Annotated in this window: 10 protein-coding genes and 3 pseudogenes; 6 read left to right on the top strand and 7 right to left on the bottom strand. The window is 56.7% G+C overall.

Translation table 11 applies throughout. The features are described from left to right. Positions 1–3 precede the first annotated feature (3 nt). Positions 4–1,362 (bottom strand): chemotaxis signal transducer protein Car, encoded by a 1,359-nt coding sequence (gene car, locus JT689_RS00785; RefSeq protein WP_176705234.1) that lies wholly within the window; start codon positions 1,360–1,362, stop codon positions 4–6. Between the two features lie 1,009 nt (positions 1,363–2,371). On the opposite strand from car, the gene JT689_RS00780 reads away from it, so the two are divergent. After that, the gene (locus JT689_RS00780; protein WP_205250668.1) at positions 2,372–3,904 is read left to right on the top strand and encodes a lipopolysaccharide biosynthesis protein; all 1,533 of its coding nucleotides are present in this window, start codon (positions 2,372–2,374) and stop codon (positions 3,902–3,904) included. Positions 3,905–3,934: 30 nt separating this feature from the next. Here JT689_RS00780 and JT689_RS00775 read toward each other — a convergent pair. From JT689_RS00775 to JT689_RS00765, 4 genes and pseudogenes are all read right to left on the bottom strand, one after another. Further along, positions 3,935–4,678: pseudogene (locus tag JT689_RS00775) on the bottom strand (transposase); the annotation flags it as partial. Positions 4,679–4,750: 72 nt separating this feature from the next. Continuing rightward, positions 4,751–5,776, bottom strand: a pseudogene (locus tag JT689_RS00770) (transposase); the annotation flags it as partial. 51 nt (positions 5,777–5,827) lie between these two features. Continuing rightward, a pseudogene (locus JT689_RS12325) lies at positions 5,828–6,116 on the bottom strand (hypothetical protein); the annotation flags it as partial. Positions 6,117–6,316: 200 nt separating this feature from the next. Further along, entirely contained in the window at positions 6,317–6,544 is a 228-nt protein-coding gene (locus tag JT689_RS00765) for a hypothetical protein (RefSeq protein ID WP_010904172.1), read from the bottom strand. A gap of 87 nt (positions 6,545–6,631) precedes the next feature. Between JT689_RS00765 and JT689_RS00760 the strand changes: the two genes are divergently transcribed. Both JT689_RS00760 and JT689_RS00755 read left to right on the top strand, forming a co-directional pair. Then, positions 6,632–7,564, top strand: a complete 933-nt coding sequence (locus JT689_RS00760) for a halocin C8-like domain-containing protein (RefSeq protein ID WP_229373313.1) — start codon at positions 6,632–6,634, stop codon at positions 7,562–7,564. A gap of 24 nt (positions 7,565–7,588) precedes the next feature. Next, positions 7,589–7,795 carry a hypothetical protein gene (locus tag JT689_RS00755; RefSeq protein WP_012289645.1) on the top strand — a complete coding sequence of 69 codons (207 nt, stop codon included), beginning with the start codon at positions 7,589–7,591 and terminating at the stop codon, positions 7,793–7,795. A 340-nt stretch (positions 7,796–8,135) separates the two neighbouring features. On the opposite strand, the gene JT689_RS12320 is transcribed toward JT689_RS00755, so the two are convergent. Together JT689_RS12320 and JT689_RS00750 are read right to left on the bottom strand one after the other, a co-directional pair. Then, positions 8,136–8,324 carry a hypothetical protein gene (locus tag JT689_RS12320; protein ID WP_229373339.1) on the bottom strand — a complete coding sequence of 63 codons (189 nt, stop codon included), beginning with the start codon at positions 8,322–8,324 and terminating at the stop codon, positions 8,136–8,138. 36 nt (positions 8,325–8,360) lie between these two features. Beyond that, positions 8,361–9,665, bottom strand: coding sequence for an RNA-guided endonuclease TnpB family protein (locus JT689_RS00750; protein WP_205250667.1), 1,305 nt, complete (start codon positions 9,663–9,665; stop codon positions 8,361–8,363). Positions 9,666–9,709: 44 nt separating this feature from the next. Between JT689_RS00750 and tnpA the strand changes: the two genes are divergently transcribed. From tnpA to JT689_RS00735, 3 genes are all read left to right on the top strand, one after another. Then, positions 9,710–10,108 (top strand): IS200/IS605-like element ISH34 family transposase, encoded by a 399-nt coding sequence (tnpA, locus tag JT689_RS00745; protein WP_205250666.1) that lies wholly within the window; start codon positions 9,710–9,712, stop codon positions 10,106–10,108. Positions 10,109–10,318: 210 nt separating this feature from the next. Then, complete coding sequence (locus tag JT689_RS00740) at positions 10,319–11,851, top strand: hypothetical protein (protein ID WP_205250665.1); 1,533 nt, start codon at positions 10,319–10,321, stop codon at positions 11,849–11,851. Positions 11,852–12,468: 617 nt separating this feature from the next. Further along, positions 12,469–13,263 (top strand): ABC transporter ATP-binding protein, encoded by a 795-nt coding sequence (locus JT689_RS00735; RefSeq protein WP_205250664.1) that lies wholly within the window; start codon positions 12,469–12,471, stop codon positions 13,261–13,263. Positions 13,264–13,276: the final 13 nt, after the last annotated feature.

The following is a 13,276-nucleotide window of genomic DNA, read 5'->3' as shown; positions in this document are numbered from 1 at the left end:
GCGTTACTCCACGAGTTCGTCAACCATGTCTTCGATCTCCGCGACACGGCCGTGTTGCTCGCTGGCGATCTGACTCAGATCGTCGAGTTTGTCCTCGAGCTCGGTGAGTTTGTCAACAGCCTCATCAGTCGTGGCTGCCACCTCTTCAGTGCTGGCGGCGTGATCGTCGGTCGCCCCCGCGACCTCTTTGACACCGGTGGCAGTCTCGTCGACAGCCTTGCGGATCTCCTGAAGCGAATCCATCGTCTCCCTTACGGCTTTGATCGCCTCCTCGATCTCCGTCGTGGTCTGTCCGATCCGGTCTGCCGTTTGATCGGTCGTTTCGACCATTTCGACGATCATCTGTTCGATCTCGTCGGCTCGCTCCTGTGACTCCTCAGCCAGCGATTTGACTTCGTCAGCGACCACCGCGAACCCCTCCCCCTTCTCGCCGGCGCGAGCAGCTTCAATGGACGCGTTCAGCGCGAGCATGTTCGTCTGATCGGCGATGTCGTTGATCGCATCGATGATCTCACTCATCTCGTCGGCCTGGCTGGTGAGGCCGTCGATGGTGTCGTTGACCCGCTCGGCCGACTCCTGAACCGCCCCCATACGGTCGATAGCGGTTTCAGCCGTCTGTTCACCCTCGGTTGCCCGATCTTGCGCCCGCTGGCTGGCCTGACTTACCTCTTCGGCGCTGGAGGCGATTTCCTCGATGGTCGCTGACTGGTTAGACACCTCGTCGGCGACGCCCTCCATGCGTTCGATTTCCTCGCCAGCGAATGCTTCAGTCTCCTCGGCAAACGACCCGACCTCGTCGATGGATTCGGAGAGCTCTGAGAGATGTTCGCCCACGTTACTGCTGACGGTCTCGTGGAGGTCGTGGAGTTCGCGCTGGTTTTTGACTTTCTCGGATATGTCCGGGACCACTCCAAAGCTGCCGACAACGTCTCCCGTCGGGGCTCGGAGCGGAACGCCGTGGTACTGACAGAGTGAGTCCGTGGGGACGTCGTGGGGCTCTTCTTCCTCGACTGTGTCGCCGGTGCGAACTACCGCTTCAGGAAGAGTCTCGGACTCCTCCGCGGTGCTGAAGACATCGCTGGCGTCCTCGCCGAGGGCGTCCGATCGAGCCATCTTCATGTGGTCGCTGAACCGCTCGTTCCAGTGTGTCACCGTCCCATCAGCGGCGGTGATGAGAATTCCCTCCGGATACTCGGCAACGAGCTGATTGAACATGTGCTTCCAGAAGTCCCGCTCGCGGCTGAGTCGCTGCAGTTCGTCACCACCGTCGTCCTCGTTGTCCCCGAGGTATGCCTCGCACAACTCGTCTGCGAGGTGTTCTCCAGTCGCTTCGCCACCCATGTCTGACGATGCTGGATCCATTGGTTTCTTATTATCCTCCTGTTCACGGAGTTATAAACTTTCGGACGAAACCAATACTATGGAGATATTATCAGTGTTCTGTCTGGTACTGTCAACTAGGTAGCCATAGCATCACTCGTGTCCGCGTGGATGCTGGCTATAACTCCGGCGTGATGAAGACGCAGGATAGAGGAGTGATATAACGCACGCGAAACAAAGAGCACCAGATAGGATATTACACATCATGCATGTAGATGTAACACAGCGACGAGATCGCATGAATTGCTGTGGAAAGAATTACTAAAGTATAAGAAAATAAATCAATAAATTGGTCTACACTAGATCAGCTATTAATATGGTGCGGAGGACGCCGACGAGCCTCAAAGTCGTTACCAGAAACACCATCCACTCACAAGCGTGCCTGTCTGTCACGCGTTGGTGTAGGGAGCGACAGATGAGAGGTTGATATACTGTTCAAGAAGTAGTTCGGTGGTCAGACGCGGACTCTTACGCAACCCACCGTTTGTCCGTTTAGCAGTATGTTCCGAGTGGGACCGACCGATTTACCTGGCGAATCGAGACACTCATTTTGCGGAGTCAGGGGTGTCTCGCACGGTATTTCCGGTGCACTCCAGGACCGATTTGCGTCGGACCTGCAGTACGAGACAGTGGAATTACTGTGGTAGGTTCTCCTCCGATTCGTTTCTCTGGAGTTGTCTCAGTCGTACAATCACGCCGTCCAGATTGACTCAGTTCGGTACGGAAGACGTTCACCAGTGTTTGACCTATCCTTGTGAGATACTTTGAGGAATTCAAGCGAGTTGAGATAGCTGAAGTGCGGACATTTCTCGCCGTGGAAGGAATAATGAAAGAATATATACTAGGTTAATACAATGATTGCTATCTCGCTTCTGGGTGCTGCTAGAAGAATTCTTTACTCTGTATAAATCCACAAAATATGTCAAAAAAGAGTCCAATTGAACGAGAGAAGGATGAAACAGGATCACCAGACGAGAGTGTGTGCGAGAATGTGTCCGACCCCTCGGACGCCCAACTGGATGACGCTCTCGAACGTGTCGCACACGGCGCGACCGTGTCGATTCTGGCAATCCTGTTCGAGAAATTCGTCACGTTCGGTTTGACCGCAGTACTCACCAACGGATTCGTCGCCAGTGCGTATGGGTTGTATGCGCTCGCTCGCCGATTCCAACGTGTGCCAAGTAGCCTTGCCGGCGGGTTCATGTCTGGGTTTCCGCGATACATTCCGACGGCCGACACACGGGCTGAACGTGACGCCATGATGACTTTCGGGTCTGTGCTGTTGGTGTCGATTTCGGTATTGTTCGGTACCAGTTTGACGCTGGCGGCTCCGACACTCGCGGCACTCACCGACGAAGGGCCACAGTTTGTCCGGTTCCTCGAACTGTGCGGGATCGGACTGCCAGCGCTGGTGTGGCTCAGCACCACCGGTTCGTTGCTGCGATCCTTCGAAGAAGTCGGAGCGCTGAACCTTTCGATGCGGGTGGTCTCGCCGCTGGCTCAGCTGGGTGTCGCAGCTGTTGGTGTCGTCGTTTTCGACAGCCTCGTCGCCGTCCTGATTGGAACTGTCGCCGTCAACGCCATCCTCGGTGTCGGATTCGCTTGTTGGCTAGGCGTGAAACACGACGTTCGACCACGGTTGCTGGGCGACCGAGGTCGCGAAACCGCAGTACAGTTCCTCCGGTACACGATTCCGTTGTTCTTCACTGGATTCGCGTATACGACACAGCAACTCGGCTTCTATCCGCTCATTGCGTGGTTTCTCTCTGGAACGGCTGGGGCCGTGTTCGTTGTCGGTGCGTTGCTTGGGGGGTTCGTCAGACTCCCACTGACTGGGATCAACCAGTTCATCTCGCCGGTCATCTCGACGCTTCACTCTGATGGACACCACGAGGCACTGGACCGACTGTATCAGGTAACCACGCGGCTCGTCCTCGTTGGGGCAACTGCGATCGCGGTTCCGATGATCGTCTACCGCCGTGAGTTGCTGTCCGTTTTCGGGACGGAGTACACAGCCTTTGCGGCTCTACTTCCGGCGTTTATCCTTGCACAGTACGCCGCTTCCGCGGCCGGGAGTGTTGGGTTCATCCTCACAATGACCGATCACCAGAAGGCGAGCCTCGCGATCAACGGCAGTGTCACGGCGCTCCTGGTCGTAGTGGCCGTCCCGCTGGCTAGCTGGTACGGTCTCCCTGGCGTGGTTACGGCTTACCTCTTGATGAACGTCCTGAACAACGCCGCTGAGGTGGTTGGACTGTATTATCTGGAGGGGATGCAACCCTTCACACGCCGTCATCTTTCACCCCTCCTCGCAGCGATCCCGTTTGCGGGGCTTGGCGTGCTCGCTCGAACGGCACTCGGCGGCACGCTGGGTTTCGCTGTGGGCGTCCTCTCTGGATTGTTCGCCTACGCAGTAGTGATTCGTCTGCTCGGACTCAGTCGAGTTGAGCGGCGACTCGCCGCCACAATCGCTGACCGCTACCGAACAACGATTCGTGACACAATGACATCCTCCGCGCGGTAAACGGCGCGGTTTCCTCCGTAGGAGTCTCGGCTATGCCGATTCCCTGGACGCAACATTCCCGTCACGGTGGACGGTACTCGGGTCTGTGCGCTGTTCTTTGGGACGGTGAAAGCGTGGTGACTCTGACCATTCATCGTCGTCCCACTCGAACCGCACGGGCCGTGCCATCGGCCTGACTGCGTTCTCTGTATACCGCTTCAGGAACGTTTCTGACGCCGTAAGGTCGGCGTGACCCTCGAACCCACAGGGACAGGTGAGCGTGTCCTGATGCCGTCTCGTTGGGTCTGTGCCGCCACACTGTGGGCACTCCTGACTGGTCCACGCTTCCGACCGGACTTCCACCGAGAGGCCGTATTCTTCGGCGGTACAGGCCAGTCGTTCGGTGAAGTGCTTGAACGCCCAGAAGTTGTGGGTCTTGGCGTTCGTCTCGACCGACCAGTGCGTTTCGAGTACGTCGGTCAGGCCACCGATATACACCGCGTCCACGCCCTCGGTGTACAGTCGTTCGAGCAGGTCACGACACAATGCCTCTTGTGCGTGGTCCCGGCGACGAGTGCGTTTCCGGTACAGCCGCCGGATACGCTCGCTACTGTAGCGGCCTTCCCGTAGCTTGGACTGTAACCGGGCGATTTCTCCCGTCGTCTCACGGAATCGCTGGAACAACTCACGGCCTTCATACAGGTATTGCTCGCCGGTCGTCGTGGTACAGGCAACGAGATTGTTCGCACCAATATCCAGAGCGGCCGTCTCGTCGGCCAGTGGAGTGTCCCGTGCTTGACCTCCTCCCGCGCCTGAAGACGCGGGAATCCCACCACGGGATTTCAGGCCGGGCGTGGCCCTATGGTTTCAAGACGCATACGTCCCAAGCGTCTCCTGCGTGGTAGCATCGGCTAGGGTGTCTTGCGGGGCGGTCAAACGCCCCCCATCCCCAGCCGAGTCATCGCCATCCGTGTGTTCTCTTGAATGGCTCTCTCCGCTGAGGTAGCGGTCTGCGATGTTTATCGCGCCGTTCACGTCCGCTTGGTACTCGCCCATCCAGCAAGCGTCGTTCGTACACTTGAACGTCGCCTGTCGCGGGCGATACCCCACTTCACCGCAAGCGTGGCACTCTTTCGACGTGTTGCGCGGGTTCACCGTCTCGACGGGGATGCCCTTCTCGACGGCCTTGTAGCGTATCTGCGCGTGGAGTTTGGCGAATCCCCATCCGTGGAGACGCCGATTCATGTACTTACCGTAGTCCATCGACTCCCGTATGTACGTCAGGTCTTCTAAAACGAGAACCGGGTTCTCGACGGACTCGGCGTACTCCACGATCTCGCGGGTGACGCGGTGGAATACGTCGTCTATCTGGTCCCATATGTCGTCCCCGAAGGACTCCACGATACGTTCGCTTCCGCGCGTCTGGAGTCGTCGTGTGGCGGTGAAGTAGGTCTTGCGGAGCCGACGAACGGTCTTGCCCTCGTCGGCCCACAGTTCGGGCGCGGTCGGAGAACCGTGGCCGTCGCGGTGACACACCGTGGCGAGTGACGCTTCCCCGATGTCCACTCCGATGGGCGTCCGTTCTTCGGCGGACACATCGGAGCGTTCCTCTACGTCGCGGGTGGCGGTGACGTGGAGATACCACGTTCCGTCCCGCTCGAACAGCCGACTTTCGCCCATCGTGGCGTCTCCCGCGTTCAACGCTTCCAACCAGTCCCGCTGTTCAGGGTTCGGCTGTGCTGGCATCCAGAGGTGGTAGTCCTCGTGGTGCGGGATTTTGACGTACCACTCGATGGCGTTCTCGGGCTTGTGGTCGAGTCGTAGCCCTCCGTTCGTGAAGCGGACGGGGTGGTCGTCGTGAAGTTCGCCCGCGTTGTACGTCGTCGTGAGTTGCGTAGACTGCGGCTGATCTCCTGATAGCGGCTGCGGTGCCGTGTTGTCGCCTCCGATGCCAGTTGCTACCTCTGGCTCCGGGTTTTTTGCCGAACCATCGAAGTACTGCTGGCGGAAGGTAGCGCTTTGTCACTGTTGGTGTACCAGGAACAAGGTATCCTCTGAGGTAGATGAGCGCTATTGAAACCCCTATTGCGAGTGCGCCTCCAAGTTTTGATTTGCGTGCGATAACTGAGCTGAGTATCACTGCGATGGTGAGATTCAACAGCGTGCACGGCTTACATCTGTTTTCGCCGGTATACTCTGGTTGGCGGAGTGTCTTGATTACAGTAATTTTCATGTACGCTCAAAAAGGGTTAATCTATTATCTATTTTTCGACTTTAGAATAGTAATATATTTTAAATGTCTGTATTATCGGATATACGAATATCCTGTGAAGATCGTGAAGGCAGTGAAATTAAGCACTGAACGTGCAGCTTGGTGACGATAGTTCTACTCAGCAAGTTGTGTCGTAGGCAACAGCAGACTCCTCGGCCAGACTAGGCGAACGCTTCTTTGGCGTTCCCAATGAGGTCAAACATGAACGAGAGGAGTGCGCAGAGAAACGTTGTGAGTACATAGAGTACAAACCCAACTAAGCCGAGTGTTTCAACCACCCAAGAGGCGGAGATGAATAAGGCGATGGTCAAACCACCACAGAGAAAGCCAATTACGAGAACGAGCAGTGAGCCATAGACGCGTACTGTCTGCCGTAGAGAAGTCGTCATAGAGCTATAGTTTATCTTCTCCCAGATATATCTACCTGATAATATCACAAAGTTTTATGTAAGTGGATAATTACGAAATACACGCAGATGACAGATGAAAAACCTAATCGTCGTAAAGTACTGAAAAGCATGGCAGCACTCAGTTCGATCGGTATCGGATCAACACTCAATGTCTCGGTTGCAGCCGCAAACGGAGATAACCCCGATCCCGTCTCAATCTACCACGGCGAGAAGAAAAAGCAGGTCGCACACGCAATCGCAAAAACGGATGAGTTCAAGCAACTACGCCAAAAAGCCGAAGAACTCGGATACTCATTCAGTTGGGAAAAGACCGAACTCAATGTCGGTGGTGTCGACGCGGAGAACTTCAAGCGCGAGGTTGCCTCGTACGAACTGCAGGATGCAGACGAAAACACCCGTGCGGGCATTATTCTCGGATGGCACTCTGAGTCTCACGAGACAGTAGTCGCAGAGCTCGACATCGAACATTACCACAAAGATGGTGTGTTCAAGAAGCTTGAGCGGTATGACCTCATGGGCACCAACTCCTCTGGGGCGGCCCCGTCCGTCGCTTCAAACGGTCCCAAAGAGGCTGATGGGGAATTTACGAAGACAACAGCGGAACCAAACGAGAAGGCAGTTCGGACGCTCATCAACGATCTTAGTGAGGGACAGAGTACACAAGGCGTCTCGACACAAGACGTCAGTACTCAGATCGACTACCCAGACCTCCCGGACGTATTAAACATTAGTTCGTGTAGTGGCTGTTACTACGCCTCGAAACTCATCTGTCGAAATGTCTGTGGCGCGTTCGGTGGGTTCCTGTGTGGACTCCTCGGAATTAGTGTCGTTGGAGGAATTGGCTGTGTGACGTTCGTCAAGATCGTCTGCAAGGTCGCTGAGAAAGCGTCGGGGTGTGGTGACGACCTCGCCGCGACAATCTGTAAGTCCTCTGGGCTTGATGTGTGTGGGCCGAACGAGAGCGGAGATATTATTGACGTAGACATCCCCTATATCTAATACTAGTCGAGCAAGCTCTAAACAATGGCAACTGTCAAAACTGGACTTGGAACAAGCGTCTCTGCAAAAGTAGCAGCCCTAATTATTTCCGTAGTATCATCTCTTCTCCTGCTAGCAGTCTTCGTCGCCCTTGGTCAAGATCCGGCCGTAAGCCTCTTTGAGGTAACGATCGGCGGAATCATCAGCGGGATCACCTACTATGCAGGAGTCTCCGCACGATCTGATGGATAGCTGAAATCACACGACCTAACTACACTTATCAAGAACACTTACGGTGCCGGCAGGCGGTTCAGAAGCCATATCGGTCGTATACTTCGTCGATAGACAGTAATCCGACGACGCAAAACCCCCATTCCGTCTTCAAGAATATCGTAGAGCACTGTGTAGGTTCGCCCGATGTGGAGCCGGTGAATCTCCTCACCGTCATGGTATTTTCTCACGGTTACCGCTTCCCGCCCCTGGTTTCGGATGCGGCCCCTCTTCCACTTTCTCGAAGGTCTCCTTGATAATGCGTTAGCTCTTTTCGTCCAGCTGATTGTAGTACGCTCTGGCGTCCTCGGAAAGCAGAATACTATAGCTCATCGAGCGACGCCAGCTCCTCCTCGTCCGCTTTCCGTACCGAACGAACTCGTTCGGCGAGCTGACGCCGGTTCCGCTCCTGAATCAGTTCCTTGAGGAGTTCGTCGTACGTCTGGCCTGCGCCCTTCAGTTCGGTGAGTTCCTGCCATCGATCTTCTGTTACTGGGATTCGCGTAAACAGCCTCGGGCACGATGGCCTGAGGCTTTTGTAGTTCCCTCAACCGTGCGCTAACACTCCCTGTTCCGCGAGGGAACGGGATGAGGTTGGGCGGCTTACGCGCCCCGACCCGGACAGACGCACCAACCGAACTTGTGATTGGGTTTTGTGAGTCCGGTAATTCGATTCGTTACCGTCGAGTTTCACCGTCTCGCGCCACGCGATGTTCACCGACGCATTCCGGTCGGCGTGATCTTGCACCACAACACACTCGTCGTTCGTACACCGGAAACGCCGTCCTTGACGACTCCCACGCTCACCACAGCACGAACACGTCTTCGAATTGTAGTACGCATCCACCGTATCCATAGGAATCTCTCGCCACGTCGCCTTATACGAGACGAACGTCTCGAACTTGTGGAACGGCAATTTGTGCAACCGCCGGTTCATATACGTCCCGTGCTTGATTTCGTCGCGGATGCCGGTCATATCCTCGAACACGATAACCGGATTCGAGAACTGCTCCGAGAACTCCACGACCGCACGGGAGAGACGGTGCAACACCCACTCGGTGAATCGCTCTTCGTCGTCACCGAGTTTCCGGTGGATGCTCGTCTTGCCGTGTTCCTGACAGCGAGTGGTGATTGTATGGTAGCGTTGACGTTCCTCCTTCACCCGTCCATAGTCGAGGACGAGCGTGCCCTTTGTCCGCATCGTCTCGCGGTCGAGGGCGGTGAGTGCGACGTTACGCTCGTTGATGTCCACGCCGACGAGCGTGTCGCTGGTGTCTGGTTCGGGCACGTCGAACTCGCGTGTGACCGTGACGTGTAGGTAGTACACGCCATCGCGGTACAGGAGTTCTGCCTGCCCCACATCGATCTTATCCGACGTGATGGCGTCTCGAAGTTCATCCATCGCGTCCGGCTCTCCGCGAAGGTGGCCCTTCACCTTCTTGTAGGGTTTCGGGCTGATGCGGAACCGGACGCGGTTCGTGTCGTCATCTACGGTGAGGCGGTAGCCTTCCGCGTGCGCCATCACGAGCGGGTACACACCAGATTTGTCGGTACTCGGCGGGGTCGGCTTCCCGCCGTCAGGGTCGTCTTGGTTCTCCCACCAGTCTTTGAGTGACTGGTAGGAGTTCCACGTTTGGAGGGCTTTCCCGACGACCGCGCACTTGTTGTTCCGCAAGAAGTCGTCGCGGTCAACTTCCCGCTGTATCTCGGTGCGATTGTACCCTTGCTGTTTGAGGCGGATGGTTTGGTTGAATATCTCGCGTGAGGCGAGGCGGGCGTCGTGAAGCCACGACCGTTCACCAGACGCTATTTGAAGGCGCGTCTGAATGGTTTTCGTGGCTTCTTCACCCATACTTTGACAATCGTTCCATACTGTCATAAATGTAGGGATTAGGGATGGAGGAGTACCGCAGTCATGCGCATTCGGTTAGTTCCTGCAAGTATCACTTTGTGTGGTGTTCCAAGTACCGCCACCCGGTTCTCAACGTGGTTGAAGACGATGTGCGGGAGTTGTTTTCGGAGACTGCCGACCACTTCGGGCACGAGATTCTGGCGTTGGAGATAGCAGACGACCACGTTCACCTGTTCGTCCAGTGCGACCCGAAGCACAGTCCTGCCGACATCGCTCGACAGTTCAAGTCGTATTCGGGTAAGCACTTGCTGGAAAGGTATCCTGAGATTCGGGAGTCATATTTCTGGGGTGGTGGGTTCTGGAAGGTTGGGTACTACGTGGGGACGACGGGTGCGGTGTCAGAAGAAGTGGTTGAACGGTATATCGAGCAGACAGAACATTAGGTCGAGTGTCGGGCTTCACCCCCGACCCCGGTGGGTCGGGGAACTCGCCCTCGCAGGTTGTAAGATACTTTTTTGTGAGTGCTGTGTAAGTATCCCAACACAATAGTGAACGTTCGTTCCTGGCTCCGCCACGCCCTCCAAATCGCGCGCATCGAACGCACGCGGAACAAGCGCCAACCCGGCCACTCCGCTACGTGGCGGGCGCTCCGTATGATCACCCTCATTGTGCTCTCTATCGGGGGCGGCACCGGCGCATACTTAATTGGGAAGTTGATAGCTCGTGGCGACTTCACACTGCCGGTCAGCGCCATTCAGACCGCAGCAGTTGCGGGGTTCATCACATTTCTTTCGCTGGGAATACAGCGGACGTCAAGCGTGAATGAGCGTCTCGATACGGGCTACCTGTTGACGACGGTCGGCGCGCACGAGGCGGCGCTTGGACTGGTGTTCACCGTGTACCGCCAAGTGGCTGTCCCGGTGTTCCTCCCAGCTCTCGCTGTCGCCGTTGGGCTCGCACTCGGCTCACAAACACCCGCTACGGCCGTTACCGTCGGTGTCGCGGTTGTGGGATTTGTCACGCTCGCCGCCCTGCTCGGTATTGTCCTCAGTCTGGCCACGAAACTCGCTACGAGCCGGTCGCCGCGCCTCCGGCGATACAAGAATTACACCTACGTCCTCACTTTCATTCTCGGGTTCCTCATCTGGATCACCATACTCCAGGGCCCCGTCTCGAATCAAGGTGCCTGTGACTGGCTTCAAGTAGTCCCGCCGGGGTGGTTCGTCGATCTTGCCCTGTTCGGGCTGACAGACGTCCCCACTGAGCCAGCTCGCGGTCTCAGTGCGCTCGGCGTGACTGTTGTGGGATTTCCCGTCCTAATGGGAACCACGATCGCGTTGACTGAGCGTGTCTGGACGGCTGACCGCGTCAGCGGGTCAGTACTTCACCGCTCCCGGTCTCTGGTCGGCGCAGGCCTCGCCGAGTGGCTGTTCGCCGGCTGGGTGTCGCGGCCGGTGTTGACGGTCGCACGGAAGCGCTGGCTCCAAGAGCGCCGTGTCCCCATTGGACTCCTCTTCCAGGGCTATCTGCTCATGCTCGCCCCACTCGTGTTTCTCCCGATCTTCGCCGCTGGCGAGGTGCCTGGCGTGGCACTTGTCGGACTCGTATTTCTGTCTGCGGTCGGAACGGCACTCGCCTTCGGAGCCGAGCTGGTTGGAACCGAATACGCATCGTTACCGATGACGCTCACCTCGGTGTCGGGACGACACTTCATTCGGGGGACCGTATTCGCTGGCGTCACGATTAGCGGCCCGTTCACACTGCTGGTGGTTCTCTTGCTGGGCCTTGGGAGTCCACTTGTTGGCGTTGAACTGCTGGTGCTGGGTGTTGTAGGTATCGTGCTCATCGCGTGTAGCGTGGTGGTTTCGGCTATGCTGGGCCTGGATGCGCCGTACTATGCGATCCGAGTAGAGGCAATCCCATTCACCGACATCACAGCGTACACCGAGAGTGGTGGCGTTTTCAAGTGGGGAAAGGTGTTCGCAGTCGTTGGACTCGTCTGTGTTCCGGCATACATGGTGTATGGAGCCAGATTCGTCGGCGGGCCAGTAGCGACGGCACTCGGCGCCTCTATGCCAGTAGTTCGAATCGGGGCACTCATCGTGACCAGCCTTTTCGCTATCGCCGTAGCGGCTCTGGCTTATCGACGGGCAGTCGCCCGATTCAACGAGTACACCCTCCCATGACCACGAGATCCAGCCATGGCGGGATTCTAAACGGTGCGAATGAGAACAGTAACAGTGGTTGCTAGCGCGGTTTCGTCATTCAGACGATCCTGAAGCTGAAGCGACTGAATCGGTACGTACAGAGCGCGTGCCTGTCACGCCCCCAATATCCTAATTAAAGAAGTCCAACATGAAATAATACTTGGATATGGTTCCAGTGACAGCTGTTTCGACACAAGCAGTATCTATCCAATCGGTATTCACAGAGCCGCGAGGTCAAGAATTACTAAACAACTGCGCTCTCAGAACGGTTGGTGTTTGGCGACGAGCTAAAACCGCCCAATTGCGGAGTGCCGCGGTGAGGCGGCCTACGACGATGGCGAAGACAGTTCGCATGTCATCTGGCGGCGGAAAGAGAGGGCCCCCGCTATTGCGACAGCGATCACTACCGCACCGGGGATGAATCTAACCTGTTGACTTCGCGGCGCATCCGTGAACGTGGTCTCGCTCATAGCCAACTGTTCATCATAAACGGAAGATAATAATTCCGGGAGGCTGATCAGCGAAACGTACGTATCGTCTACGTTCGCTGATAACAAGGGCACTCTCAATACGGGCGAAATTCAACACATCAAGTAATGACCGACCACCTGGCGATCACCACAGACGATCTCACGAAAGAATACGGCGATACGACAGCCGTTTCAGGCTTTACTCTGGCCATCGAAGCGGGCCACGTATATGGGTTTCTCGGGCCGAACGGCGCGGGGAAAACGACGACAATCCGCATGCTGACGGCGCTCACCGAGCCAACCAGCGGCGCCGGCCACGTCGCCGGCCACCCCATCACGAACCGACAGGCAATCATTCCCCACATCGGGTACTTACCTGAGTTGCCACCGATCTACGACGAACTCACCGCCCGTGAACAACTGGAGTACCACGGCGGCCTCCGCGATATGGACCCAGTCGAGATCGAAGATCGCATCGAGGAGTTGCTGGATCGGTTTGATTTGACGGGTGACGCAGACGACCGGATTTCGACGTACTCCAAGGGAATGAAACAGAAGACTGGGCTGGTTCAGGCACTCATGCACGAGCCTGATGTCGTTATCCTCGACGAACCAACCAGCGGACTCGACCCGCGGGCGGCGCGCACTGTCCGAGACACGATCACCGAATTAGCCGCTGGTGATCGGACGGTCTTCCTCTCAACACACATCCTCCCAGTCGTGGCGGAGTTGGCGACTGAGGTCGGGATTCTCTACGACGGCGAATTAGTCGCGGAGGGAGCGCCCGAGGAACTCAAAGACCGCATGGAAGCGGGCGGCGAGAGCACCCTCGAAGATGTCTTCCTCGAAGTCACGACCGACGAGGCCTACGAAGCGGATGAATCGCCAAGCGATACCGGAGTGACATCCTCCCCGCGCTGAAGGGCGAGGATTC

The sequence above is a fragment of the Halobacterium sp. GSL-19 genome, assembly GCF_016917855.1.
GTDB classification, from domain to species: domain Archaea; phylum Halobacteriota; class Halobacteria; order Halobacteriales; family Halobacteriaceae; genus Halobacterium; species Halobacterium salinarum.
Note: the sequence above shows the minus strand (reverse complement) of the source record. Positions and strands in the feature narration are given on the sequence as shown.

Excerpts from the sequence above, each read along its gene's own strand:
- JT689_RS00765 (WP_010904172.1), bottom strand. The coding sequence starts at position 6,544 with ATGACGACTTCTCTACGGCAGACAGTACGCGTCTATGGCTCACTGCTC.
- JT689_RS00755 (WP_012289645.1), top strand. The coding sequence starts at position 7,589 with ATGGCAACTGTCAAAACTGGACTTGGAACAAGCGTCTCTGCAAAAGTA.
- JT689_RS00760 (WP_229373313.1), top strand. The coding sequence starts at position 6,632 with ATGACAGATGAAAAACCTAATCGTCGTAAAGTACTGAAAAGCATGGCA.
- car (WP_176705234.1), bottom strand. The coding sequence starts at position 1,362 with ATGGATCCAGCATCGTCAGACATGGGTGGCGAAGCGACTGGAGAACAC.
- JT689_RS00735 (WP_205250664.1), top strand. The coding sequence starts at position 12,469 with ATGACCGACCACCTGGCGATCACCACAGACGATCTCACGAAAGAATAC.
- JT689_RS00750 (WP_205250667.1), bottom strand. The coding sequence starts at position 9,665 with ATGGGTGAAGAAGCCACGAAAACCATTCAGACGCGCCTTCAAATAGCG.
- tnpA (WP_205250666.1), top strand. The coding sequence starts at position 9,710 with ATGGAGGAGTACCGCAGTCATGCGCATTCGGTTAGTTCCTGCAAGTAT.
- JT689_RS00740 (WP_205250665.1), top strand. The coding sequence starts at position 10,319 with ATGATCACCCTCATTGTGCTCTCTATCGGGGGCGGCACCGGCGCATAC.